20 protein-coding genes are annotated in these 25,814 nt (G+C 55.7%); 14 read left to right on the top strand and 6 right to left on the bottom strand.

All coding sequences use genetic code 11. From position 1 onward, the window contains the following. Positions 1-180: 180 nt before the first annotated feature. From JW885_16280 to JW885_16270, 3 genes are all read right to left on the bottom strand, one after another. Positions 181-1,248: a hypothetical protein gene (locus JW885_16280; protein ID MBN1883721.1), complete on the bottom strand. Its 1,068-nt coding sequence runs from the start codon at positions 1,246-1,248 to the stop codon at positions 181-183. Positions 1,249-1,261: 13 nt separating this feature from the next. Beyond that, a complete protein-coding gene (locus tag JW885_16275) occupies positions 1,262-2,698 on the bottom strand; it encodes an MBOAT family protein (GenBank protein ID MBN1883720.1) in 1,437 nt (478 codons plus the stop codon). A 407-nt stretch (positions 2,699-3,105) separates the two neighbouring features. Next, positions 3,106-3,387: a hypothetical protein gene (locus tag JW885_16270; protein ID MBN1883719.1), complete on the bottom strand. Its 282-nt coding sequence runs from the start codon at positions 3,385-3,387 to the stop codon at positions 3,106-3,108. A 401-nt stretch (positions 3,388-3,788) separates the two neighbouring features. Here JW885_16270 and JW885_16265 point away from each other — a divergent pair, with 401 nt between their 5' ends. Beyond that, positions 3,789-5,000 carry an aminotransferase class V-fold PLP-dependent enzyme gene (locus tag JW885_16265; protein ID MBN1883718.1) on the top strand — a complete coding sequence of 404 codons (1,212 nt, stop codon included), beginning with the start codon at positions 3,789-3,791 and terminating at the stop codon, positions 4,998-5,000. Between the two features lie 83 nt (positions 5,001-5,083). Next, positions 5,084-6,664 (top strand): sigma 54-interacting transcriptional regulator, encoded by a 1,581-nt coding sequence (locus JW885_16260; GenBank protein MBN1883717.1) that lies wholly within the window; start codon positions 5,084-5,086, stop codon positions 6,662-6,664. Positions 6,665-7,090: 426 nt separating this feature from the next. Here JW885_16260 and JW885_16255 read toward each other — a convergent pair whose 3' ends face one another. The 3 genes from JW885_16255 to uvrA form a co-directional block, all read right to left on the bottom strand. Further along, a complete protein-coding gene (locus JW885_16255) occupies positions 7,091-7,729 on the bottom strand; it encodes a LysE family transporter (protein ID MBN1883716.1) in 639 nt (212 codons plus the stop codon). Between the two features lie 58 nt (positions 7,730-7,787). Next, complete coding sequence (locus JW885_16250) at positions 7,788-8,333, bottom strand: class I SAM-dependent methyltransferase (protein MBN1883715.1); 546 nt, start codon at positions 8,331-8,333, stop codon at positions 7,788-7,790. Between the two features lie 94 nt (positions 8,334-8,427). After that, positions 8,428-11,271 (bottom strand): excinuclease ABC subunit UvrA, encoded by a 2,844-nt coding sequence (gene uvrA / locus JW885_16245; GenBank protein MBN1883714.1) that lies wholly within the window; start codon positions 11,269-11,271, stop codon positions 8,428-8,430. A gap of 405 nt (positions 11,272-11,676) precedes the next feature. On the opposite strand from uvrA, the gene JW885_16240 reads away from it, so the two are divergent. The 12 genes from JW885_16240 (at position 11,677) to JW885_16185 (ending at position 25,732) form a co-directional block, all read left to right on the top strand. Further along, complete coding sequence (locus JW885_16240; GenBank protein ID MBN1883713.1) at positions 11,677-14,757, top strand: FAD-binding oxidoreductase; 3,081 nt, start codon at positions 11,677-11,679, stop codon at positions 14,755-14,757. 314 nt (positions 14,758-15,071) lie between these two features. Continuing rightward, the gene (locus JW885_16235; protein ID MBN1883712.1) at positions 15,072-15,647 is read left to right on the top strand and encodes an epoxyqueuosine reductase QueH; all 576 of its coding nucleotides are present in this window, start codon (positions 15,072-15,074) and stop codon (positions 15,645-15,647) included. Further along, positions 15,644-16,045: a hypothetical protein gene (locus JW885_16230; GenBank protein ID MBN1883711.1), complete on the top strand. Its 402-nt coding sequence runs from the start codon at positions 15,644-15,646 to the stop codon at positions 16,043-16,045. Before JW885_16235 ends, JW885_16230 begins: the two co-directional genes overlap by 4 nt. A gap of 294 nt (positions 16,046-16,339) precedes the next feature. Next, entirely contained in the window at positions 16,340-16,876 is a 537-nt protein-coding gene (locus JW885_16225; GenBank protein ID MBN1883710.1) for a hypothetical protein, read from the top strand. Between the two features lie 55 nt (positions 16,877-16,931). After that, entirely contained in the window at positions 16,932-18,110 is a 1,179-nt protein-coding gene (locus JW885_16220; protein ID MBN1883709.1) for an SPFH domain-containing protein, read from the top strand. Positions 18,111-18,164: 54 nt separating this feature from the next. Next, on the top strand, positions 18,165-18,911 hold the full coding sequence (locus tag JW885_16215) for a hypothetical protein (GenBank protein MBN1883708.1): 747 nt from the start codon (positions 18,165-18,167) through the stop codon (positions 18,909-18,911). 63 nt (positions 18,912-18,974) lie between these two features. After that, the gene (locus JW885_16210; GenBank protein MBN1883707.1) at positions 18,975-19,988 is read left to right on the top strand and encodes a hypothetical protein; all 1,014 of its coding nucleotides are present in this window, start codon (positions 18,975-18,977) and stop codon (positions 19,986-19,988) included. Then, complete coding sequence (locus tag JW885_16205) at positions 19,981-20,658, top strand: hypothetical protein (protein MBN1883706.1); 678 nt, start codon at positions 19,981-19,983, stop codon at positions 20,656-20,658. Before JW885_16210 ends, JW885_16205 begins: the two co-directional genes overlap by 8 nt. A 49-nt stretch (positions 20,659-20,707) precedes the next feature. Beyond that, positions 20,708-21,565, top strand: a complete 858-nt coding sequence (gene lpxC, locus JW885_16200) for a UDP-3-O-[3-hydroxymyristoyl] N-acetylglucosamine deacetylase (protein ID MBN1883705.1) — start codon at positions 20,708-20,710, stop codon at positions 21,563-21,565. A gap of 56 nt (positions 21,566-21,621) precedes the next feature. Beyond that, entirely contained in the window at positions 21,622-22,134 is a 513-nt protein-coding gene (locus tag JW885_16195) for a DUF4390 domain-containing protein (GenBank protein MBN1883704.1), read from the top strand. A gap of 17 nt (positions 22,135-22,151) precedes the next feature. Beyond that, the gene (locus tag JW885_16190; protein ID MBN1883703.1) at positions 22,152-24,374 is read left to right on the top strand and encodes a HAMP domain-containing protein; all 2,223 of its coding nucleotides are present in this window, start codon (positions 22,152-22,154) and stop codon (positions 24,372-24,374) included. Then, positions 24,371-25,732, top strand: coding sequence for a sigma-54-dependent Fis family transcriptional regulator (locus tag JW885_16185; protein ID MBN1883702.1), 1,362 nt, complete (start codon positions 24,371-24,373; stop codon positions 25,730-25,732). The genes JW885_16190 and JW885_16185 overlap by 4 nt, the downstream gene beginning before the upstream one ends. Positions 25,733-25,814: the final 82 nt, after the last annotated feature.

Raw genomic sequence — 25,814 nt, 5'->3', positions numbered from 1 at the left:
CTGGATCGGCAGGTTATGACTGTGTAACCGCCATTGACATGCCGGGAGGTACGGCCACTGTCAACTCAAGTCTCGTTCAGGACAAATTCCTGGGGAAGACAGATACGTTCTCCTCCGGCTCATCCCCAAATGTAGTCGTGTCCATGATATCCATCCCGAAGCACGTTTCCCACCGTCGCCCTACTCCTCAACGGCCTCCAAAACCCGCACGATTTCATCGACGGCGATACGTGTCCCTAATTCGTTCCAGTGCGTATCGCTCTGGTAGTATAAGAACGATGTGTCACCGTGTTCTTTTCGATAATCGTCGTATGTTTTTGTGAGATCGACGGTGATCACACCACGTTCCTCCAGGGCTTCCACGAGCAGCGGTATCAGCTCGTTATAGTCGGGGGCCGCCGCGAAATCTCCATATACCGTATACTTGTTCGGGCACGCCATGAAAACCGTTGTTATACCGAAGGTCTCTTTTACCCTTTCGGATGTGAGGGCGATGTTATCCGCTGTTTTTTGTATGAAGCTTTCCGTCATCTTTCTTTTGTATCCTTCCACCGCCCGGTAATAAAACAGCATCTCCGGTTCGAGTGAGTATTCAGGCGTCAGGGGTGAGATTTCACCGAAGACTCGAAACTTGCCGGTTTTAATCAGGGATTGGACGAATACAGTGGAAATATTTTTCGTGTAAACAAACGTCAGATCCTCTCTGATGTCTGATGTTGATATGGTCTCCGTTTTCGCCGCTTCAATTTTGTCGAAGATTTCGTCACGTTCGATTTTGGGATCTACGAAGAGTGGAGTGATGCCGCGCTCGACCCGTTCCCATATCATGATCGTCGGATGTTCCTGCGGTTCATATCCAAACTCGGTGAGCATCACGATAGGGTTGTTCGATTCCTCGACCACATCCAATGGATTGACCGATGCCACCTTTTTGCCGGTTTTCTCCTTGAGCATTCGGGCAAAGAGGTCTCCATGAACGACGAAAAAGCTGTCGCCGAAACAGATGATGTCGGCCTCGTCGATGTCGTCTAAAACAACATCACTGTAATGTGTCGGTATTGACGAGCGGGGAAACCTGAAATCCCTCACGAGCGCCATTTCATACAGGTCGCCGTATTGATATTGTTGAAACAGGATCGATCGTGAAAACTCAAACCTGCTGAGAATGAAAATGAACAGAAAATAGGCTGACGCGGCGACAAAGAGGCCGTATACGATCATTTTTTTCGTTTTTTTGTGAAAATCCATGCGGGAACCTGGACTAAAACCTGAAATATATGAAATCGGTTTCTTCGAAGACACCGAAAAAAAGCATGAAACCTAATAGAAATGTGAAGACGATCGCTTTTACGATGAACGGGATACGAGCAATCCTCTCCTTCATTTTTTCTCGACATGCAAGACTCTCGACACACACATACCCGCCGACAAGCACAATGGAAAAGATGAGGTTGAAAACACCGAGGCCGGCATCAATCCCGCATGGTACGGATACATTCCGAAACATGAGAGAAAGATACACGAACGCCTCATCGATGCTTTCCGCTCGAAAGAAGATCCATGCAAAACTCACCAGATGAAATGTAATAAGAATCCTCGATGCCCTGAGAAGGGTGGAATCCGCCCCGAGATAATGTTCGATTTGTGCGCTCACTCCCCTTTTTAACTGTGAGACATAATAATACAGGCAGTTGAGAATCCCCCAGAAGATGAACGTCGGATTCGATCCGTGCCACAGTCCGATAAGGAAAAAGGTGATAAAAAGATTCAGGAACCATCGATATTTCGGCACCCGGTTTCCCCCCAGGGGAATATATACGTAATCCCGAAACCATGTGGAGAGGGAGATGTGCCAGCGGCGCCAGAAATCGGGGATGGAGACGGCGAAGTACGGATAGGTGAAATTCTCCATTATCTTGAAGCCAAACACCCTGGCGCTTCCGACGGCGATATCGGTATACGCGGAAAAATCCAGATATATCTGGAATGAATAGAAGTAGACCGCGATAATCAGCGCAAGCGGGATATGTTCCTCGGGGCTTCCGTATACCTGATTCACATAGAGGGCAAGTCGATCCGCGATAACGATTTTTTTAAATAATCCCCAGAATATTCTTGAGAGCCCCCAAGAAACACGTTCGTAATCAAAATCGCTGTTTTCCCTGATCTGCGGCAGCAGGTAACCGGCCCTGTCTATGGGGCCGGCGAGCAGTTGAGGAAACATCGCGACAAACAGGCTGTATCTTCCGATATGATACTCCGGCGCCGTTTCTCCCCTGTACACATCGATGGTATACCCGATTGCCTTGAACGTAAAGAAGGATATCCCGAGAGGCAGAGCTATGTCATATAATCTCTGAAACACCGAGACGCCGAACAGGTTGAGTGAGACAAAAGCAATTTCGCTGAAATAGACCGCATATTTATAATACAGAAGAAATCCGAGGGAGGAGAGGGCAGTGAGAAATAAAACAGCTCGCTTGTGGAGGTCTTTTTTTGACCGTGCGATTATGATCGCCCCGAGATAGTTGATGATGATTATTGTCGGAAGGAGCCATATATATTGCGGGTTACCGAAACAGTAAAACAGCAGGCTTGCGAGCAGAAGAAAAATCCATCTGAGCGTATACGGCAGGGCAAAGTAGATGGTGACTGCAAGCGTGAAGAACGCGATATAAAGAATAGATGTGAAGATCATATGAATTTCATATTTAGAACATATTTACTGACATCATTATGAACTGCTCTAAAAAAATCTTGATGTAAGGGTATCATGGATAGAAAAAAATATTAAACGAAAAACTGAGAGGCTTTCCAAGAAGTTCTTTACTCTCCCGCGGATGAAATCGCCGTATTCTCCTTCACGTCCTCCCGATTTCATCTGTAACACGGCTGAAAATCAGACACTACACCGGTGAGATCGAATGACAATCACGCAGAAGTCCGTCCACATTCAAGCGGATCACCACCCGGGGCGATGGTACGTTGTGTCGACGTGTCGGCTGATGAGAATCTTCCCTGCGTTTCTTGAATCATCCCCATTAAAAAACGGCCGACGAAATCGTCGACCGGTGTGTGTGGAGCAATAGTGAGGAGAGGTACGGTCTATTTTCTTTTCCTTCCCCCCACCAGGAGACTCAGCGGCAGGGAGAAGATCACCGCACCGATGATCGACCAGATCACTGGGAAATTGGCGCCGCCGACCTTGATGGTCAGGATATCCGGCAGGCCCACCAGCCCCGAAAGGTACGTCCCCACCATCGCCCCGATAAAGCCCATCACCACGGAGATCAGGCATCCCCCCCGGCGGAATCCAGAGATGGCCATGCCCAGGGAGCCGCAGACGGCGGCGATGAGAATCAGCAATAATATCTGAAGCAGGTTCATGCACGCTCCTCTGTGTTTTTAGAAATTCGGTGTTTTTTTAAATATCAATTTTATATTATATCATGGGGGGCGCCGAAAGACACGGGCTTTCGGACATGCGGGATGCCATATGGATTTCGGCGCACGAAGAACGATCCGGAGTCGGCTTTCCACGCTCCTTGTTGTTATTTCGGGTGAGCGCCCCCCACCAGGCGGGGTGGGAACGGAAAAAGGTGAGTCGGATGCGATAAAAGTTACAAAAATGTCTTGAGTATGTATCCGTTGTCATGTATCCTTTTGGGATGGATGATTTCATCCTAATGACGGTGGGTGTACGACCGATGTGAGATGGAAATCCCGGCGGATACAAACGATACGAACATCCAATCGATAGACAGGAGGCGATCGTGAAGGAGAGAGACATGTCCCAATGGAAGCTCGATACCATCTGCGTGCACGCGGGAGAGGGGGTGGATACGGACACCCGGGCCATACGACGGCCCATACACATGGCGAATTCCTACGAGCTCCCCACGGACGTCGAGGAGTTACTCCAGGTCCTCGACTGGGATAACCTGGATAAATACAACTACACCCGGGAGCACAGCGCCACACCCCGACACCTGGAGGAGCGCCTGATGGCGATGGAGGGGGCGGAGGACTGCGTGGTGGCCGCCAGCGGCATGGGTATCATCTCCGCTGTGTTGTGGACACTATTGGAAAAGGGCTCCCATATCGTGGCCTCTGAGGTCTGCTACACCGGCACCCAGAAGCTCTTGGGGGTCTACTTCCCGAAGTTCGGCGTGGACGTATCCCTGGTGGACACCACGGATCTCGACGAGGTGAAGGCCGCCATCCGGCCGGACACGAAGGTGGTGTACGTGGAAACGCCGGGAAATCCCATTGTGTTGATCTCCGACATAGAGGAAATCGCGAAGATGGCCCACGGGGTGGGGGCGACGATGGTGGTGGACAGCACCTGGTCCGGCATGGTCACCCAGAAGCCCCTGGAGCTGGGGGCCGATGTGGTCATCCACAGTGCCACGAAATACATCAACGGTCACGGCGACAGCCTGGGCGGCGCCGCCCTGGGCAGTAAGGAGTTCCTCAAGGAGGTCAGGGAGGCGGGCATCGTCCACCTGGGGGCCTGCATCAGCCCGTTCAACGCCTGGCTGATCATGAGGGGATCGGTGACGCTCCCGATGAGGATGCAGAAACATTCCGAGAACGCCCTGAAGGTGGCCCGGTTCCTGGAATCCCACGACAAGGTGAACATGGTGCGCTTCCCCTGGCTTCCCAGTCACTCCCATCATGAGGTCGCGAAAAAGCAGATGACGGCGCCGCCGGCAATGATCAACTTCAATCTGAAGGCGGACCTGATGGATCACTTTGAGTTTCTGGAACACCTTGATATCATCACACACGCCGTCTCGCTGGGGCACGACCAGAGCCTGATATTTTATCTCCCCACGGCGTTTTTCTTCCAGGACATGGTGGTCTTTTCCGAAGCCCAGCAGGAAAAATATACCAACCTCATGGGAGACGGGCTGTTTCGGCTGAGCATGGGGATCGAGGATGCGGACGACCTGATCACGGACCTCTCCCGGGCGCTGGTCAAGGTCAGGGTAAAGTAGACGATATCTCTGGGGTATCGGTTCCGCCGCACATCGTTTTTGTCTCTTCCGTGCGGCGGTCCTCAGGTACTATTGATTTCATGATGCACCAATTACACAGATCAACAGAGAATGACAGGCGATACAGGGAGTTCTCGGTCCTCTACGAGATCGCCCGGGCGGTCTCTTTTTCCAGCGACCTGGAAACATCCCTCACCGACGTCCTGGACATTCTCCAGCGGGACCTGGGGATGAACCGGGGCACCATCACCGTGCTGAATCCGACCACCACCGAGCTTCAGATCGAGGTCGCCTCGGGGCTTTCGACAAGCGAGATGCGCCGGGGCGTCTACCGGGTGGGCGAGGGGATCACCGGACGGGTCGTGGAGTCCGGCGAGCCGATGGTCATCCCCCAGGTGGGGAAGGAGCCGATGTTCCTGGACCGCACCGGCTCCAGGAAGGACATCAACAAGGACGACATCAGCTTCATTTGCGTCCCCATCAAGGTGGGTCCCCGGGCCATCGGCGCCCTGAGTGTGGACTGCCTGTTCGACCAGGCGGTGTCCCTGGAGGAGGACGTCAGACTATTAACCATCATCTCCTCCATCATCGCCCAGGCGGTGCGTCATATGCAGATTCAGGAGGAGGAGCGGGCGCGGCTGATCTCGGAAAATGTACGGCTCAAGGGGGAGCTGAAGAAAAAATACAGCTTCGAGAATATCATCGGCAGCTGCAACAAGATGCACCAGGTCTACACCATGATCGACCAGGTGGCGAAGACCCCCACCACCGTACTCATCCGAGGGGAGTCCGGCACAGGGAAGGAGCTGGTGGCCCATGCCATTCACTACAACAGCACCCGGTCGGCAAAGCCGCTCATCAAGGTGAGCCTGGCCGCGCTGCCGGAGGCGCTTCTGGAAAGCGAATTGTTTGGACATGAGCGGGGTGCGTTCACCGGCGCCCTGGGGAGGAAGGCGGGAAGGTTTCAGGCGGCAAACGGTGGGACGATCTTTCTCGACGAGATCGGCGATCTCCCCCTGTCGCTGCAGGTAAAAATCCTGAGGGTCATCCAGGAACGGGAGTTCGAGCTTGTGGGCGGCACCGAGACCGTCAAGGTGGATGTGCGCATCATCGCCGCCACGAATCGAAACCTGGAGGCGCTGATGGCCGAAAACAAGTTTCGGGAAGACCTCTATTTCCGTCTCAACGTGTTCCCCATCTACATGCCTCCCCTCAGGGAGCGACAGACCGACATCATCCTTCTCGCCAACCATTTCATCGAAAAGTACGCCGCCGCCATCGATAAGCCCACGGCCCGGCTCTCGGCCCGGGCCGCGGACCTCCTGATGGGCCACACCTGGCCCGGAAACGTCCGTGAGTTGGAAAACGCCGTCGAGCGGGCCATGATTCTCGTCACGGGCGATGTTATCACCGAGGAACATCTTCCCCCCAGTATCGGCGGGGAGAAAAACGGTCCATCGGGCAGGATTTCCACGCCGCGCATCGCCGGTACAGGAAATCTGGAGGATTCGGTGGAAAGCCTCGAGCGGGGCATGATAACCGACGCCCTCAAGGAGACGAGGGGCAACCGTACCAGGGCGGCAATGCTTTTGGGCATCACCCCCCGGATGATCAACTACAAGATCGGAAAGTACGACATCGACCCGGAGGCGTTCAAGGAATAGCGGTCCAGGGGCGGGATGCACACGCTCCTTTTTAGGTTGGCCGCATCAAAACGTCCGTCACGGAAGGAAACGACCGGATGGACTCCGGGAATTTCGTGTGTGTCGTTCTATTGTGTAAAGCATTCCAATATCGGCTTTTGGTCGACCCGCCTCATTCAGTCCGTCACCCCATTTTGTCTTTCCGCCGGAACATACATGGGCTCACCCCCCGGCCCGGAACGCCCCCGCCGCCGTTTCACATCGGCCCTTCTGCTGTGTGGACGTCGCATGGTGGGCATGTACAAAACGGCCGAGATCGTCGATGTTTCGATGGTGACGAAGGGGCGGTACAGGGTGAATGATGGACAGCCTCATGCACATGCGGTGTGTTTGTTGAATGTGCGTGGAGGGGACGGCGGGAGGAGCGGTCCACGGCCGGGAAGAATCCTATCCCATCAGCTCCGTTACCGCCCGCCAGGCGAAGTAGACACCGAAGCCGATGATCACGATTCCGGCGGTGGCGGAGACGGCCCGAAAGGTCTTTTCATTCACGAAGCGCTTTCCGGCATGGAGTACCACCGCAAGAAATACGAACCAAAGGACAACCCCGATAACGATGGTCAGGCTGGAAAGGAGCGCCTCGAGTTTTGTGGCGTTACGCACCGTGTCGGCCAGGATGGCGCCGAACACCCCCAGCCACCAGACGATGGTGATGGGGCTTGAAATGGCGATGACGTACCCCGAGGCGAAGGCGCCGGTCAGGGCCGTGCGTGTGCCCGTTTCTGGATTCAGTTCGATCGGTTTTTCCAGCATCGTCGTCACGCCCAGATAGATGAGAACGGCGGAGCCTGCGATATAGATTGCGAGCTGCACAGCGGGGATTTCCATGAAGCGGGCCAGCCCCAGGTAGATGAGAAGGAGGATGGTGGTGTCCGCCGAAGCCGCCCCCAGGCCGGTGGAGAAGGCGGGGGAAAAGCCGCCCTTCATGCCGTTCTTGATGGCCGCGGCGCTCACCGGGCCGATGGGCGCCGCCAGGGAGATCCCCAGGACGATGTTTTTCAGGAGCGTCAGGATGAGCTTTTCCATAATCGATATCGGACAGCACTCCCGGGGATCTGTTCCCTCTGGTCGGGCGGAATTGTGGTTACATGTTTAAAATCGGCCTGAAGCGAAAGGCGTGCTTCGTGATGCCCTCATATCGGAATCGGCCGGATTCGGTCACGGCGTCGATGACGTCCTGGTCCTCCATGTGGTGATCGGAGACCGCAAGAACGCCGTCTGATGTCAAGACCCGGCGAATCTCGGTAACGATGATATTCCAGTTCTTTAGGCTGTGCATCACATCGAACAGGAACACGACGTTAACCTGTTGGTCCGGAAGATCAATCCCTCCGTTGGAGAGCATCGTCTCGATGATTTCGATGTTACGTTTCTCCGCCCGCTTCTGTACATGGGCCAGGGCGGCGGGGTTGATATCCAGGGCGATGATGCGACCCGATTCACCCACACGGTCAGCCGCCGCCAGGCAGTATCCCCCCGGGCCGCATCCAAAGTCGAGTATCACATCCCCCGGCCTGATGTCGATCTCTTCGAGAATCTTCCCCCGGGGCGCCAGAAAGTCCCTGACGGCGAACGCCGCCGCCATGGCTTTGAAACGGCCCTTTCTCGCGTTGTTTTCTCTGTGTTCCATGTAAAACTCCTGATGTTCGTTGTCTTTTTCCTTAAGACGCGGTTTCAGGAGAAGTATTGCATACAGAAATTGTCCAAAGGCTCTTCAGTCGGTTTCAGACGGCCTCGACCCGGCGGTCCTTTTCCCGCTCGAAAATCCGCCGAAGGACCTCGCCGGTGTACGAGCCGTCAATTTCCGCCACCTCATCCGGAGTCCCCTCGGCGACGATCCTGCCGCCCTCGTCGCCCCCTTCGGGACCCAGGTCGATGATGTAATCGGCGCTCTTGATGACGTCCGGGTTGTGCTCGATGACGATGATGGTGTTCCCCTCGTCTCGGAGGCGCAAAAGCACCGTCAGGAGGTTCTTGATATCCGCAAAATGCAGGCCCGTGGTCGGCTCATCCAGGATGTAGAGAGTGCGGCCGGTGCTTCGCTTGGACAGCTCCTTGGAGAGCTTGATGCGTTGTGCCTCGCCCCCGGAGAGGGTTGTGGCCGATTGTCCCAGTTTGATGTATCCCAGACCCACGTCCTTCAGGGTGGAGAGCTTGTTCATGATCTGGGAATGATGGGTGAAGAACTCCATGGCCTGGTTGACGGTCATCTCCAACACGTCGGCGATGTTATATCCCTTGTAGGTGATCTCGAGGGTCTCCCGGTTGTACCGTTTGCCCTGGCAGGTTTCACAGGTGACGTAAACGTCCGGCAAAAAGTGCATTTCGATTTTTATGATGCCGTCGCCGGAGCAGGTCTCGCACCGACCGCCCTTGACGTTGAAGCTGTAGCGTCCCGGCTTGTATCCCCGCATTTTCGACTCCGGAAGCTGGGCGAAGAGGTCGCGAATGTGGGTGAAGAGCCCGGTGTAGGTGGCCGGATTGGAGCGGGGTGTGCGTCCGATGGGGGACTGGTCGATATCGATGACCTTGTCGATGGCGTCGATCCCCTCGATGCGGGTATGCTTTCCCGCCTTCTGGCGGGAGCGATACAGCGTCTGACTGAGTATCTTGTGGAGCGTATCGATGATCAGCGTCGATTTCCCCGACCCGGAGACGCCGGTGATGCAGGTAAATGTGCCCAGGGGGAAGCGGACGTCTATGTTTTTGAGATTGTTTTCGGAGGCGCCCACCAGCGTGATATATCCCCGGGGCGGTACCCGCTTTTCCGGCACCGGTATGGAGAGCCGCCCGGACAGGTATTTTCCGGTGAGGGAGCGGTCGTCTACAAGGATCTCCTCCGGCGTGCCGGAAAAGACGATCTCCCCGCCGGAAAGCCCCGCACCCGGTCCCATGTCTATGATGAAATCGGAGGCCAGGATCGTCTCTTCGTCGTGCTCCACTACCAGTACGGTGTTGCCCAAATCCCTCAGGTGCATGAGGGTCTGCAGCAGCTTCTGGTTGTCCTTTTGATGCAGTCCGATGCTCGGCTCGTCCAGGATATACAGGACTCCCACCAGGCTTGAGCCGATCTGGGTGGCCAGGCGGATGCGCTGGCCCTCGCCCCCGGACAGGGTGGCCGAGGTTCGATCCAGGGTCAGGTAATCCAGCCCGACGTTCACCAGGAATCCGAGACGCTCGACGATCTCCTTCATCACTCTTCCCGCGATCAGCTCCTCGTGCTCGGAGAACTCCAGGGTTTTCATGCGTTTGAGCAGCTCCCGGACCGACAGGCTCGTGTAATCATGGATGTTCTTGCCGTCGATCGTGACGTGGAGGCTCTCTTTTCTGAGCCGGGCGCCGTTGCAGACCGGGCAGGAGTGAACGTTCATGAAGCGATATATTTCCTCCCGGATGAATTCGGAGTCCGTTTCCTGGTAGCGGCGGTTCAGGTTCTGGATAACCCCCTCGAAGGGCCGGGGATAGAAATATTTTCTGCCGTCCCGCTCGAAGTAGAACTCGATCTCCTCGTTTCCCGAACCGTAGAGGATGACGTCCTGTATTTTTTGGGGAAGTTTCTCAAACGGGGTGTAGATATCGAAGTTGTAGTGCTTCGCCAGGGCGTCGAGGGTCTGGAAGTGGTAGACTGAGTTCTTCTTTTCCCAGGGCACGATCACTCCCTCCCGAAGCGAGAGCGACTTGTTTGGAACGATCAGGTCCGGGTCCAGGTACATGGTGGTTCCCAGGCCGCTGCACTGGGGACACGCGCCGTGGGGATTGTTGAACGAAAAGAGCCGGGGGGATATCTCCGGGTAGCTGATGCCGCAGTACGTGCAGGCGAACTTTTCGGAAAAGAGCAGCTCACCGCCGTCTTCCACGGCGATGGTGACAAATCCGTCGGAGAGCCGAAGCGACGTCTCCAGGGAATCGGTCAGGCGAAGGCGGATGTCATCCTTCATCACCAGGCGGTCCACAACCACTTCGATGTCGTGTTTCTTGTTCTTTTCAAGAACGATGTCCTCGTCGAGGGAATAGAGGATGCCGTCGATGCGCACCCGGACGTAGCCGGATCGCCTTAGTCCGTCCAGTTCCTTTTTGTATTCCCCCTTCCTTCCCTTGACGATGGGAGACAGCACCGAAAATCGGGTGCCCCCGGGAAGCTCCATGGCCTGGTCGACAATGGACTGCACCGTGACAGACGTGATCGGCCTGCCGCACTGGTAGCAGTGGGGATGACCCACCCGGGCGAACAGAAGCCTCAGGTAATCGTATATCTCGGTCACCGTTCCCACGGTGGAGCGGGGATTTTTGCTGGTGGACTTCTGCTCGATGGAAATCGCCGGAGAAAGCCCCTCGATGAAGTCCACATCCGGCTTGTCCATCTGTTCCAGAAACTGGCGGGCGTATGCGGAGAGGGATTCAACGTAGCGCCGCTGCCCCTCAGCGTATATGGTATCGAACGCCAGTGTGGATTTCCCGGAGCCGGAGAGCCCCGTAATGACCACCAGGCGATCCCGGGGGATGAGAACATCTATATCTTTCAGATTATGTTCTCTGGCACCCTTGACTTGTATGTGAGTTTCCGCCATGTGTTTGGTACGCACGTTATTCGGTGGAAGAAGAAAGCTTTGATGTGTCGATTTCTTGAATCGATTCGCACCAGATTAAATCTATATTATAGCGATACATGTCCGTGTTGTAAAGTATTGCTTCATATCAAAATGCTTTTGTTCCGGGAATTCCGGCCGAGCCGTACATGCTGTTTCGGATGTTCTCACCTGTTTTAAGGCGCACAACGTCACGTAACTTCCTGATAATCGAACGACAAGCGGAATCTCATATTATATTGACACGCCGGTAATCCTGTAACCGCAAGAAAACGACTTGAATGGATTTGCTGTGCTATAATATTATATAAAAGCTATCAACTAAGATAAAAAACATCATGTATAAAAACAGGAAAATCCGTATACATTGAATACAGGAGGCTCTGCATGGCATCGCTGAGCAATACACACAAGCGGTATCTGGAGGGAGCGTTTGATGATCGCGTTACCTTCAGGAAAACCGAGAGAAGGCTGTATGGTCATGATATCGGCGCCATGCCGCACATGATAAAACCGGTGATCGGAAACACCATCCCCGATGCGGTGGTGCAGCCGAGCTCCGAAGAAGAGCTGAAGATGCTTCTCACATGGGCGGCAAAAAACCGTATCCCCCTGACCCCCCGGGGTAAGGCCTCGTCCGGATACGGAGGTGTGCTGCCGGTGGACAACGGTGTGGTGGTCGATTTCTACCGCATGAACCGGGTGCTCGACATCGATGAGAAGAACCTGACCGTCCGGGCTCAGGCGGGCGTGGTGTGGGAGAAGCTCGACCGGGAGTTGAAAAAGAAAGGGTTGACCCTGAGAATGTATCCAACCAGCTATCCCGGCTCCACCGTGGGCGGATGGCTGGCCCAGGGGGGGACCGGCATCGGCTCGTATGAATCGGGGTGGTTTCGGGATATCGTCGTCAGCGCCCGGGTCGTCTTTCCCGATGGATCGACACAGGAAATCGCCGGCGACGATCTGGACCTGGTGTCCGAAGCCGAGGGTATCACCGGATTCATCAGTGATGTGACGATTCGGGTTATGCCGGCCGAAGAGCTGGACGTGGTGGCGGTGGGATGTCCCGAGGCGCATGACACCCAGAAGCTCATCGAGAACATCATCGCCGAGGACCTTCCGATCTGGTCCATGGTATTCATCAACCCCCGCATGGCGGAGATGAAAAACCGGGCGCCGCTTTTGATGCATCACGATCACCCGGATGAGGAGCGGGTGCTCCTGCCGGCGTCGTACATCCTGGTGCTTGCCTTTCGCAAAAGGGAGAGCACTCGTGTCCGGGAGTGGCTCGAGGGGGCGACCCGGCTGTGCGATGCGGAGATCTTGAGCGAAAAGATCGCCGAACATGAGTGGAAGAACCGCTTCAAGCGGATGGTCGTCAAGCGCCTGGGGCCCAGCATCATCCCCACGGAGGTGGTGGTGCCGCTGAGGGAGCTGGGGAGCGTCATGGAGGAGATCGAGAACAAGGTGGACCAGCCCATCGTGAAGGAGGGCGTGGTTATCAAAAACGGGTCTGGAGGCGAACCGGAGGTGGTGATCCTCGGGTTCATACCGGGAGACCAGCGAAAGCTCACCTTCAATTTTGTCTTCGCCCTGGCAATGACCGTCATCCGCATCGCCGAAAAGCACGGCGGGCGGGCCTACTCGACGGGTCTCTACTTCACCAAGAAGGCGCACGCGATACTCGGAAAGGATCGGGTAAAAAGGCTCAGGAGATTCAAGAAGAAGATCGACAAAAAGGGCATCCTGAACCCGAAGAAGGTGCTGGGAGGGGGTCTTGTGGGGATGTTCATGAAGGTCGCGGGAGTGTTCGAGCCCTTCGCACGCCCCTTCGGCAACTACGTGATCACCCGGGTCGGAGAGCAGCCCACGAAGCCGGTGAAAGACATCCCGCCGGATGTGGCCTGGTATGCCTACAGCTGCTCCCAATGCGGGTACTGCATCGAGGAGTGCGACCAGTTCTACGGCAGGGGCTGGGAGAGCCAGTCCCCCCGGGGGAAATGGTACTGGTTGAGGGAGTATATGGAGGGGAGGGAGGAATTTGACCAGGCGATGGTGGATACGTTTTTGGTGTGCACTACCTGCGAGCTGTGCAACCTGCGCTGTTCGGCGGCGCTGCCCATCGAACAGTCCTGGATGAAGCTTCGCGGAAAACTTATCCACGAGGAAAAGCGCATGACCTTCCCGCCCTTCGAGATGATGGAGGCGGCGTTGAGAAAAGAGGGGGACATCTGGGCGGGCTACCGAAGTGATCGGAGCGTGTGGTTTCCAGAGGACCTCAAGGAAAAACACGGTCCGGGGAAGAAGGCAAAGAACGCCTATTTCGCCGGCTGTACCGCCAGCTACGTGGAGCACGACATAGGCATGGCGTCGGTACGGCTCCTGGACGCGGCGGGGGTGGATTTCTGTTCCTTGGGCAATAAGGAAAGCTGCTGCGGTACTCCCATGCTGGTCGCCGGCAAGTGGGACTCTTTTATGGAGGTCATGAGAAAAAACATCGCCGCGGTCAAGGCCGCCGGCGCCGACACGGTCATATCGTCCTGCCCCGCGTGCGACATGATGTGGCGTCACGTCTATCCGAAATGGGCGGAAAAAGCGGGGATCGAGTACGACATCACCGCGAAGCATTACAGCGAGGTGGTGTCAGAAAAAATCAAGTCGGGCGAGTTCACCTTTCCCTCCAACGGAAAGGAGAAAGTCACCGTCACCTGGCACGATTCGTGCCATATCGGAAGGGTTTCGAGGGTGTATGAAGAGCCGAGGGACCTGATCAAGGCGGTGCCGAACGTGGATTTCGTCGAGATGGAGCACAACCGCGAGGAGGGACATTGCTGCGGCAGCGTGCTGACGCTCATCAAGGATCCCCCGGTGGCGGCGGAGGTGGGTAAGGTCCGGCTGGATGAGGCCGTGGAAGCCGGCGCCGAAAAGGTCCTGGCCCTGTGCCCCTGTTGCGAGTTCCAGCTTCGGGTCAGCGTCGACAAGAAGGATATAGACGTGGAGGTGGTGGACCTGGCGAGGTTCTGCGCCGAGGCCCTGGGGTTCGACTTCCCCGATCCGAACCCGGAGGTGCAGAAACAATGGGCGGTCTTCGAGGCGATGATCGCGCTGATGACGCCCGAGGGATTCGCCGATCTGATGGGGACCATGTGGCCCGAGCTGATCGACGCCATGCCCTTCGGCATGGGGCCGATGATGCGGCTGATGGGGAAGATCCCGGGCGCCCTTACGCTCATGAAGCCGATGTTCCCGATTCTCTTTCCGAGGTTGTTGCCTCTCATGATGCCAAAGGTCATGCCGGTGATGTTGGAGAGGGTGGCCGAGCGTATCCCCATGCCCGACTACATGCTGGAACAAATGCCCGAGATCATGCCGAAGGTGATGGACAACCTCATGCCCCACATGATCGGGGACGTGGTGCCCCTGGTGACCGATCCGATGATCGACTACCTGCGGGGGAAGAGTGGGTAAGCCTTGGATTCGCACACCGGTGTCGGCCGATGTGTCGACATCGGGATGTTGCGGGTCTTTGTTGTTCGTTTGTAGAGTTTTCGGGAACCAAAGCGGGAACCCTTCGTTGTATCTGTGGAAATAGTGTAAGAGAGACGCGCCGCGCTCCCAAGGGATCGCGGCGTGTATGCTTTGTGGATAGATGTATAATGTGAGGTCGAACGGCCCGTTTTGCAATCGTTTTTCATGAATTTGCTTTTCTTGACACTCAGGTCGCTTTTTGGTATCCTAAGAAAAGGATTGTCGGACGTACCGGGGATCGGATAGCGCGTATTATGAGCGATGAGAAAAAACTGCTGCTGCACGCATGCTGCGCTCCATGTACGATCTATCCCCTGGGGCGTCTTGAGAAGTCCGGATGGCGGGTAACCGTCTATTTCTATAATCCGAACATACACCCGTTCACCGAATTTGAGACGCGCTTCGAGGCAGTGGAGGAGTACTGCGATGGGCGAAACACATCTTTCGCTGCCGATCTCGATTATGACGTGTACGAATTTGTTCGAAAGGCGGGGATAGACGACGGAGCCCGATGCCTCGCCTGCTACCGGATGCGCCTTGAGCAAACGATCCGGCGGGCGGCACAGGAGGGATACGATGCCGTTTCGACGACGCTGCTCTTCAGCATTTACCAGGATCATGAAGCGATCCGTACGCTGGGGGAGGAGCTCTCCCGCGATGCGGGGATAGAATTTTACTACGAGGATTTTCGCGCCGGGTGGGACGAGGGACGACGTCTCTCCCGAGACCTGGGCATGTATCAACAGAAATATTGCGGCTGTATTTTCAGCGAGCAGAATCGATATGAAAAAAAGATAAAACGACTGAGGCATTCCGTGAGGACGACATGACATATACGAGGAAAACCGCACTGGGCATCATCATTCTGTGCGCGGCGCTTACCCTTGCCGCCAGCGCTCCGATGGTTGCCGTCTCCCAAGACAAAGGGGAGCTCATCACCGGGAAAATCTTTAACGATACGGACATCGCCCCCACAGATTTCGGCCCGGTGGAGCTGAATATCGTCATCGATGAAATATACATGGGACGGCTCATGCCGGGTGAAAAGATGTTGGTGGCCCTCGAGCAGCGCAGGGTTCCCTATGAAGTGCGGGCATACGCTTTCGACTTTGACGGAAGCGTATTCTTTGCCGTAGTGCCGCTTCCCCTCTGGGATGAGGTGGATATCCCGGTGTATCATCGGGGGGAACATGCGGACTGGTGGGTCGCCTTCGAGGGGATTCGCTGACGGCTCTCCCGGTGGGGGGAAGGAAGGGAGGGGAAGATAACGGGGAAGGAGGGAGAGATGGGGGGGAATATGGGGGGCGACCCTCATTTATATATCAGTACTGGTTCAATGACACGATTTTCACGTATCGGGGAGGAGGCCGGTTCCCGACATACGCTTTCCTACTCGCGCCGTTTACCGGTATAATCGTGTCTTCGCGTACATTCAAACATATCACGGGCACACGCCGACGGAATGCGCCCGTGAGCCTGGGATAACATCTCTTTTTGATTCAAAACAATCGGGAGGCACGCCATGCCGGAAAAAGGCGTATTCTGGGAGGGGATCTCCGAGGGGCTGGCCAGGAAGATCGAGGAGATCGTCGAAATCGTCCCCGGCTTCGGAGACTACCTGAAGCGGGAAAACGCCCGGGAGCGGGACAAGATCATTCGGGAACATATCGCCGAGCGCTATGATCACATGAAGAAGGCGCTGATGGGTGTCATGGAAGAGCTGAGCGAATCGGGTCGCCTCAAGGGCCTGGACCGACTGGATCGCCTCAATAGACGTCTGGATCGGCTCCGGGACGAGATCACGTATGCCTCTCACGGCTATTCCGGATTCTTCGATCCGGTGAAGATCCTCGATGCCGAGTTGGAGGCGTTGTACACCTACGACCTCGATATGCTGGCGGAAGTGGAGGAGATGGACAAGCACCTGGAGGCGCTTTCCGATCACGTAAACGATCCCGACAGGCTGACCGAGGAGCTGGCGGCCGTCTCCACGTTCATCGACAACATGGAGCGAATATTCGAAAACAGGAAATATGTGGTCACCAAGGGACACGAATAGAGAGAGACAATCGATTTTCATATGTGAGCGGGTGATTCTCACGGAGGATTGATACATGGCGAAGATACTGGATGTCATAGAATACTTTTTTGAAGACGATACAGAGATGATTCATCGTATCCCCGAGACCGGCTCGGCGGAGACGAAGCTGGGGTCCCAGTTGATCATCCGGGAAAACCAGACGGCGGTCTTCTTTCGAGACGGCAAGGGGCTTGACGTGTTCGGCGTGGGAAGGCATACCCTGACCACCATGAACCTGCCGCTGTTGACGAAGCTCATCGCAATGCCGTTCGATTCGACGAGTCCCTTCCGGGTCGAGGTCCTCTTCGTCAACATGAAGATCTTCACCGACATGAAGTGGGGGACCAGGAACCCAGTGGCCTTTCGGGATTCCGAGTTCGGGCTGGTGCGCCTGCGGGCATACGGAAATTACACGCTACGTATCACCCAGCCGCTCCTTTTCATCAACACCCTGGTCGCCACCAAGGGGATGATGACCACCGAGGGGATATCCGGGTATCTCCGGGATGTGATTGTCAGCCGTCTGAACGATCTTCTGGGCGAACACATGAAGAGCATCCTGGATTTGCCCCAGAACTACGATGAGCTGGCGGTGGTGGCCAAGGTGCGCATCAAGGACGACTTCAACAAGTTCGGCATCGAGCTGATAGATTTCTTCATCAACGAGATTACCCCTCCCGACGAGGTCCAGAAGGTCATCGACGAGCGTACCGGCATGGGCGTCATCGGCGATATGAACGAATTCCTGAAATTCGAGGCCGCCCGGGCCCTGGGAAAGATCGGGTCCGAGGGCGTCGTTCCGGGGGCCGGAGGAGCCGCCGCCGCGGGCGGCGAGGGAGGGGTTGCCTCCAGTGCCGCCGCCGGGATGGGCGTGGGTGTGGGCGCGGGTCTCGGCATGATGGTGCCCGGCATGCTCTTTCGCACCCTTGCCGAGGGACCCTCCACCGTCGCGGACGTACAGAAACAGGGATACGCCAACTGTCCCAAGTGCCACGCCCAGGTGCCGGTCAACGCACGATTTTGCAACAACTGTGGCAGCCAGCTTGTGGTGGTGAACAAGTGCGCTCACTGCGGCAAGAACCTCTCGCCCGAGGACAAGTTTTGTCCTCTCTGCGGAAAGCCGGTGGGAGAGGAGCATGCCTGCCCAAAGTGCGGTGCAAAGCTGCCCGAGGGCGCCAAGTTCTGTACCGAATGCGGGGAGAAGGTTGAGTAAATTCTTTCGGCGGACCTGTGTGTCAGCCTTCGCATCCGGTTATCATCGATCATCATGATAGTAGCCTGTTCCCAGTGCGGCGCCAAGATCGACATCGAGGACGGCAGACGGTTCATCACCTGTCCGTTTTGTCGCTCCTCCCTGCTTGTCGAAAAGGACCGCACCTTTGAGTGTTTCTTCCTCGAACATAAAAGAAACGATATCTGGGCGAAAGTCTTTCTTTTGTCTCAACTGAAGGATGCGGGGATCGATGATGAGCCGAAGGACCTGGCGATAGAGTTCTCCTATTTTCCCATCTGGCACATCACCCATTCGGACGGCGTCTCGTTCACCCAGCCGGCCGCCCATACCACACACACGGAGATATCGTCCTTCCGTATCCCTGCGGGTGACCTGATATACTACGACCGGGAGAAGGACGACCTGGGGGAGACGGCGGAGCCCACGATTCCGCCGGAAGCCGCCACGCACTGGACCAAGGGCGATCGAGATTCGTTGAACGGCCTCGTCCGGTTGTGGTTGATATACCTGCCGATTTATTTCTTCTCGTTTACGATCGACGGCGTTCGGCACAAGGCGTCAATCATCGGTGACGCTGCCCGGGTCTATTCCGACGCCGTGAAGGAATTTTCAAGGGAGAAAAGAAATTATCGTCCCCTGGTTTTTTTTATAATCACGTTTTTGGTCTGCCTGATTCTCGGTTTTGTTTTCTCGGGATCCCTTCTGATGCAGATTTCGGTCATCGTCGGCGCCATGATCGTCTTTCTGCTCTCTTCGCCACTGGTGCTTAGAAACAATTGAACCGGATTTTTCAACCGACGGCGTTCAACCGACGGTGTCACGTAATCACAGGATAGGTATCGTTTGAATCCCACATCCACACCGTCATCGGGTAAATCCGCGGTCGACAGCTTCACCATCGCGGTGACCTGTCCCGGCTGCGGCTCCGGCATCGATTTCGTCGAGGGGGCCACCACCGTCGCGTGCGCCCACTGCGGGATGTCCCACATCATCTCAGGCACGGGCGGCATCAAGCGATTCTATATCCCCCGCAGGGCCTCACGATCCCAGGCGGTTGCGTCGGTAAAGAGGCTCGTCGAAAAATCCTTGGCCGACGAGGGACAGAGAATGGCCGTGCGCATGATAGACGCGAAACTCGTCTACGTCCCCTTCTTCCGGGTGAAGCTGCGGGGCGGCGGGTGGTACATCGCCCATGAAACCAAAACGGCTCCGAAGTCTGTGGGGGTGGATGAAAACGGACAGCCCATCTATGTCCATCCGATGAAAAAGAAGATCAACAATGTGTTCGTCAAGGAGGGAACCTATTTCAGCCCCGCCGTCGACATCAGCGACCTGGGGAGGTTCGGCATCTCCACCAAGTCCAGCATCCTGAAGCTCCATGTTCTGAGAGATGAGGACCAGAAGACCAGGGGGATGTTCTTCGATCCGGTGAAGGACCCCGAAACCGCCGTTCGGGAGGCATGGTCGATGCTGGTGAGCGCGGCGCGGCCGAGCGATGTGACGCTTGACTATTTTGAGGCGGAGAAGGTTTCGGAAGAGCTCTCCCAGATATACCACCCCCTGTGGGTCGTCAGGTTTTTAATGGGGGATCATGCCGTTCGCGTGGTGGTGGACGGCGTCAGCGGCGAGATCGTCAGGGCGCGTATACCGATTCGCAGCAGAGTGAACCTGCTGCCCGGGGTGCTCATTGCGGGAACGACGGCGTTTCTCATCGCCGTGCTCAAACAATTTTTCGTCCCGTTGTTGATAGTGGGTGCGTTTATCTTTTTTATGCTGCCGGACAGATCGGGGATAACCAGGTTCTTTTACAAGCATATCGTCAGGCCCTGGGATGACGGGGAGGTGGTCATTGAATAAGGTGACGAATCTCTCGCTCTTGCCGGTACGCTGTCCCCGGTGCGGGTGGCACCGGCTGGGCCTGACCGACAGCGACGCGGTGCTGTTGTGCCCCAACTGCCACGACCTGTGGGAGGAGGCCCACGGCACGTTCGTTCAGCGGGAGTACTTCTTCGCACAGACCGACATCGTCAATCCTTCCTATCTCCCCTTCTGGACCTATCGGCTCACAGCCCACACACCGACGGGCGACATCGAGGATTTTCACACCTATGCACGCCACATCGCCTTTGTGCAGACGATAGAACGAATTGTAAATCGGCCCCTGACGTTGTTTGTCGCGGCGTTCAGGCTTCGTGCGGAAACGCAGCGACTGAACATTTCCAAGAGATATACCTACAGACAACCCGTTTTCGAACCGGGAGGCCCAAGGAAGGGACACGCCTGGGGCCCGGTGCTCCCGGACAAGACGGCCAAAAACTACGGCAGGACTATTTTTATCTCGACTTTATCCGAAAACAAGAAGAATTCCACGGAGTTCGTATCAGCCCTCTCCGTTACGCTCCAGTCCCCCCTCCTGATATTTGTCCCCTTCAGTCTTGAGGGACAATATCTGAAGGATCCCGTCAGCGCCTATACGGTACAGCAGAGGCTCCTTGCCGACGAGCCCGCCCGTATCGGACCGATATGAGCGAAAAAGGGCTTGTAAGGCACCTCGGTGAGGAATATAATACTATCTCATGCAAACGACCATCGCACAGCCCGTCCGGATCGATGGGGTGGGAATCCATTCCGGTAACACCGTGACGGCGAACCTCATCCCGGCGGGGCCGGATGAGGGGATCGGTTTTGTCAGGAGAGATGGTGAAAAAGATATCCGTATCCCCGCGCATTTTTCCCGGGTGCACCATACCCTGCTTGCGACGTCGCTGAAGGAAAACGGTCATGAAGTACAGACGGTGGAGCACCTCATGGCCTGTTTCTCCGCTTTGGGGATTGATAATGTGACCGTGATCCTTGACGGTCCTGAAGTCCCGATCATGGACGGAAGCGCCCGTCCTATCGTGGCGCTTCTTGACGAGGCGGGAGTCACACTCCTTGACGCCCAAAGACGCATCGCTCGGGTTATGGAAACGGTAACGGTGTCGGAAGACGGGAAATCCGCGACCCTCAAGCCCCGGCAGGCGACGGGTGACGGGTTGGAGCTTGATTATACCATCGTCTATGACAATCCGCACATCGGGACCCAGCGGTTCGCCTGTTCGGTGAGCCCGGAGTGCTTTAAAAGGGAGATCGCCCCGGCCCGCACCTTCGCCCTAGAGGCGGATGTGTCCATGATTCTGGAGCAGGGCAGGGGGATGGGCGGCTCTTTCGAAACGGCCCTGATCATCGGCGATGAGGGCGTCCTCAATCCCGGCGGCCTTCGCTTTCCGGACGAGTGTGTCCGCCATAAGTGTCTTGACGCCGTGGGGGATATGGCCCTGTTCGACCTGCCCCTCTCGGGGCGGTACGTCGCCCGAAAATCGGGGCATCGCCTGAACCTCATGCTCCTCGAGGAACTCTCCCGGCGCGGCGCATATGAAATTGTGACGATATGATACATCGCTGTATAAAAATCTACCTTGCGCTTTGTATGGCAGCCTGTGGTGTTCTCATGGCCGGAACGGTCATGGCGGAAGATCCCTGCATCACAAACGTGATCATTACCAAATTTCAAAATGATACCTATGTCTACTTCAATATCGATGAATGCTTTACCGAGGACATGGAAGAGGCGATAAACAGCGGTATCTCAACCACATTCGTTTTTATCATAGAATTGAAAAAGAGCCAGTTTTTCTGGTTCGATCCGACGATAACGAAAAAAACCTTCACACACACCATCACCTACGACAGTCTTACCGACGAATACACCGTCTACCGGGAGGAGGGCCGTGCCTCCCCGCTGGTCTACGATACCTATGAGGAGGCGGTACTGGCGATGGGACAGGTGCGCTTTTACCCGCTGACGACCATGAACGTATTGGAAAAGGGAGAGCGATATCAGGTTCGGATACGATCACGGCTGGACAAGATGGAGGTGCCGGAATCGATTCGGTATGTACTGTTTTTCGCGAACTTGTGGGAATTCGATACCGGCTGGTATGTCGAGGAGTTTATCTATTGACGTTTGCCTGACGGGCCATGAAGATACGGTTTAGAAGCAAAAAGAAAAGAAAGCTCACTTCCCAGGAGGCCAGGTGGCGACGGGAACGGGCGATCATCATCATCTCGGTCATCGCTATCGGCCTGATCATATGGCTGGGTACGTACCTGACCCAGAAGGACCTGGATATCGGCGTCGGGGAAAATATCCTGCTCATCGCCCTGGTGGATATCAACCTGATACTTCTGGTGCTGGTCATCTTCCTGGTTCTCAGAAACCTCGTAAAGCTGATCTTCGAGCGGCGAAAGCTCGCCCAGATGGTGCGGCTCAGGACAAAACTGGTGCTCAGCTTTGCGGGGCTGACGCTTTTTCCCACACTGGTGATGTTTCTCGCCGCCATCTTTTTCTTCTCCGCCAGCATGGACAAATTTTTCAACGTTCAGGTGGAAAACTCCCTTGAAGGGTCCCTGGAGATCGCCCAGACATATTACTCCACCGCCACCGGCGAGGTGGCCGACGCCGCCCGGGAAGTGGGGGGTCTGACGACACTGCCTCTTGAGGAGGCGGCCCTGAAGCGTCTCGTCGATTCGTCCCGGGAGCGATTCGGCCTGGGGCTCGTCAAGGTGTTTTCTCCCGACATGCGCGAGCTCGCCTCTTCGGTGGGGAATGACATCCCGGAAGGGGCGTTGGAACACCTGAACATCGTACTCTTTGACGACGCCCTGGCAGGAAAGGCCGTGGCGACCATCCAGAACAGCGGGTACGGGGACGTGGTGTGGGCGCTGTTCCCGATAGCCAATGATTCGGGAGAGGTGGTCGGCGTGGTGATGACCGCGCGGTTCGTTCCCAAATCTCTCCTGGCGAAAATGACCGATATCAGCAGGTTCCTTGAGGAATACAAGACCAACAAGCTTTTGAAAAAGCCGATCGTCATCAGCTATCTGATTACTCTCTCGGGAATCGCGCTGTTGGTGGTGTTCACCGCCACGTGGCTCGGATTCTATCTCGCCAAAGGGATTACCGTGCCCCTGTCGCTTTTGGCCGAGGGGACCAGAAAGGTCGCTGAGGGGGACATGGACGTCTTTGTGGACGTCAATGCAAAGGACGAGGTCGGTATCCTGGTGGACTCATTCAACAAGATGACCCAGGATCTCAAGTCGCAGTCCCAAAGGCTGGAGAAGGCGTATAACGAGCTCTCCCGCTCGAATATAGAGCTGGATCGCCGTCGGGCGCACATGGAAATCATCCTGAAAAACGTCGCGGCGGGTGTCATCTCCATTGACAGGGATGGAATGATCACCACCATCAACAAGTCCGCGGAACGGATTCTTGCCATCAAGATGGCCAGGATCATCAATCGTCCCGTAGGGGAGGTGCTTTCCCAGGATCAGTATCGGGCGCTGAGGGAGTTTCTGGACGATTTGAGAGATTCCCCGGATCGATCCCTACAGCGCCAGCTCGATATCCCCCTGGAGGACCGAAATGTCACCATCCTTGCTACGGGCAATCATCTCCTTGATGAGGATGAAAAGTTCATGGGGGTGGTGACAGTTTTCGATGACATGACGGAAATCAACCGGGCGCAGAAAATGTACGCGTGGCGGGAGGTGGCCCGACGCATCGCCCATGAAATCAAGAATCCCCTCACCCCCATACAGCTCTCGGCCCAGCGTATACGAAAAAAATATTTCGATATGCTCGGGGACGACCGGGAAGTGTTGGAAGAATGCACGGATACCATCATCACCCAGGTCGAGGAGATGAAGAGCTTGGTCGACGAGTTTTCCCATTTCGCCCGCATGCCGTCCGCCCGTCCCCGTCCCAACGACCTGAATGAAATCGTGCGGGAGGCCCTGAACCTGTACAAAGACGCTTACAAGGATATCACCTATAATTACCAGGCCAACCAGGGACTTCCGATCATGCAGCTTGATCGTGAACAAATAAAACGGGCCCTTATCAACCTGTTGGATAACGCCGTCGAGGCCCTCAGCGGCACCGGCAGCATAGATATCAAGACCGAATACATGAAGGATCTCAACGTCGCTCGGCTGGTTATCGCCGATACAGGCCCCGGCATCAGCCGAGAGGGGAAAAACCGCCTGTTCGAGCCTTATTATTCCACGAAAAAGACCGGCACCGGCCTCGGTTTGACCATCGTCAACACGATCATATCAGACCATCGCGGGTATATCAGGGTCATAGACAATACACCCCACGGCACCAAGTTTATTATTGATTTACCTGTCTCGATACAATGAAACGAAGAATTCTCATAGTAGATGACGAAGAGAGCATCCGCCGGTCTCTCGCCGGCGCCCTGACCGATGAGGGCTATCAGGTATTAACCGCCGCCGACGGCGTTTCGGCCCTTGAGCTTCTGGAGACGGAGCGACCCCACCTACTCCTCCTGGATATTTGGATGCCCCAAATGGACGGAATGGAGGTGCTTCGCAGGATCAAGGCGGAACCGTACGACGTATCGGTGATCATGATATCCGGACACGGTAATATTGAAACCGCCGTGACCGCCACCAAGCTGGGCGCCTATGATTTTATTGAAAAGCCGCTGTCTCTGGAGAAGGTGATTCTCACGATCGATCACGCCCTCAAGGAGCGAAAGCTGGAAAAGCAGGTGTCGCTCTATCGTCAGCGTTTCGATACCGATATCACCATTGTCGGCAAGAGTGCGGTCATGAAGCAGCTGAAAGATGAAATTCAGCGGGCGGCGCCCACCGACAGCTATGTGCTCATCAACGGTGAGAACGGCACCGGCAAGGAGCTCGTGGCCCGGGCGGTGTATTCCATGAGCAATCGAAAGGACAGCCCGTTCGTCGATGTCAACTGCGCTGCAATCCCGGAAGAGCTGATAGAAAGCGAGCTGTTCGGATACGAAAAGGGTGCGTTTACCGGTGCGACCGGCAAGAAGGTCGGCAAATTCGACATGGCTGACGGCGGGACGATTCTCCTCGACGAAATCGGGGATATGAGCGTCATGACCCAGGCGAAGATTCTCCGCATTCTCCAGGAGCAGACGTTTTCCCGAGTCGGCGGCACCAAGACCATCAAGGTCGACGTCCGGGTGCTTGCCGCCACGAACCAGAATCTGAAGAAAAAGATTGAAAGCGGCACCTTCAGGGAGGACCTTTTCTATCGACTCAACGTCATACCGCTGTACGTGCCGCCCCTTCGGGACAGGCTCGAGGACATCCCGCTTTTAGCCGAGCATTTCATCGAAGAGTTCGCCGGAGAGGACAAGAGACGAAAAAAGAGCATCAACGACGCCGCCATGAAAATGCTCACCCGGTATCGATGGCCCGGCAACGTCCGGGAATTGAAGAACCTCATCGAGCGACTCATCATCATGTCTCCAGAGCAGGTCATCGGCGTCGGTGATCTGCCCGTATCGATTCGAAGCGGGGACGATCACGACATCACCGACGATCTGTTGCATCATAAAAGCCTCAAGGAGGCCAGGGAGCATTTTGAGGAGGTTTTTATTACGAAGAAGTTGTCGGAGAATGACTACAACATCACCCAGACCGCCAAGGCCCTGGGTCTTGAAAGAAGCCATTTGCATAAAAAAATAAAGGCATACAATATAGAGTTGGAGAAATAACAGAATCGGACAACGGCTCGTTTCCCATGTTCGAGACGAAACCTTTGGAGCATCCGCCGTTGTACCGATGATACCGCAAGGC

This window comes from Candidatus Zymogenaceae bacterium, assembly GCA_016931225.1.
Lineage (GTDB): Bacteria > Desulfobacterota > Zymogenia > Zymogenales > Zymogenaceae > JAFGFE01.
The sequence above is the reverse complement of the archived record's forward strand: the minus strand, read 5'-3'. Positions and strand labels throughout refer to the sequence as shown.

What these genes read in the sequence shown, in the direction of transcription:
- JW885_16240 (MBN1883713.1), top strand. Translation starts at nt 11,677, where the DNA reads ATGGCATCGCTGAGCAATACACACAAGCGGTATCTGGAGGGAGCGTTT.
- JW885_16190 (MBN1883703.1), top strand. Translation starts at nt 22,152, where the DNA reads ATGAAGATACGGTTTAGAAGCAAAAAGAAAAGAAAGCTCACTTCCCAG.
- JW885_16185 (MBN1883702.1), top strand. Translation starts at nt 24,371, where the DNA reads ATGAAACGAAGAATTCTCATAGTAGATGACGAAGAGAGCATCCGCCGG.
- JW885_16195 (MBN1883704.1), top strand. Translation starts at nt 21,622, where the DNA reads ATGGCCGGAACGGTCATGGCGGAAGATCCCTGCATCACAAACGTGATC.
- JW885_16230 (MBN1883711.1), top strand. Translation starts at nt 15,644, where the DNA reads ATGACATATACGAGGAAAACCGCACTGGGCATCATCATTCTGTGCGCG.
- uvrA (MBN1883714.1), bottom strand. Translation starts at nt 11,271, where the DNA reads ATGGCGGAAACTCACATACAAGTCAAGGGTGCCAGAGAACATAATCTG.
- JW885_16235 (MBN1883712.1), top strand. Translation starts at nt 15,072, where the DNA reads ATGAGCGATGAGAAAAAACTGCTGCTGCACGCATGCTGCGCTCCATGT.
- JW885_16215 (MBN1883708.1), top strand. Translation starts at nt 18,165, where the DNA reads ATGATAGTAGCCTGTTCCCAGTGCGGCGCCAAGATCGACATCGAGGAC.
- JW885_16275 (MBN1883720.1), bottom strand. Translation starts at nt 2,698, where the DNA reads ATGATCTTCACATCTATTCTTTATATCGCGTTCTTCACGCTTGCAGTC.
- JW885_16280 (MBN1883721.1), bottom strand. Translation starts at nt 1,248, where the DNA reads ATGGATTTTCACAAAAAAACGAAAAAAATGATCGTATACGGCCTCTTT.
- JW885_16220 (MBN1883709.1), top strand. Translation starts at nt 16,932, where the DNA reads ATGGCGAAGATACTGGATGTCATAGAATACTTTTTTGAAGACGATACA.
- JW885_16265 (MBN1883718.1), top strand. Translation starts at nt 3,789, where the DNA reads ATGTCCCAATGGAAGCTCGATACCATCTGCGTGCACGCGGGAGAGGGG.
- JW885_16260 (MBN1883717.1), top strand. Translation starts at nt 5,084, where the DNA reads ATGCACCAATTACACAGATCAACAGAGAATGACAGGCGATACAGGGAG.
- lpxC (MBN1883705.1), top strand. Translation starts at nt 20,708, where the DNA reads ATGCAAACGACCATCGCACAGCCCGTCCGGATCGATGGGGTGGGAATC.
- JW885_16225 (MBN1883710.1), top strand. Translation starts at nt 16,340, where the DNA reads ATGCCGGAAAAAGGCGTATTCTGGGAGGGGATCTCCGAGGGGCTGGCC.
- JW885_16270 (MBN1883719.1), bottom strand. Translation starts at nt 3,387, where the DNA reads ATGAACCTGCTTCAGATATTATTGCTGATTCTCATCGCCGCCGTCTGC.
- JW885_16255 (MBN1883716.1), bottom strand. Translation starts at nt 7,729, where the DNA reads ATGGAAAAGCTCATCCTGACGCTCCTGAAAAACATCGTCCTGGGGATC.
- JW885_16250 (MBN1883715.1), bottom strand. Translation starts at nt 8,333, where the DNA reads ATGGAACACAGAGAAAACAACGCGAGAAAGGGCCGTTTCAAAGCCATG.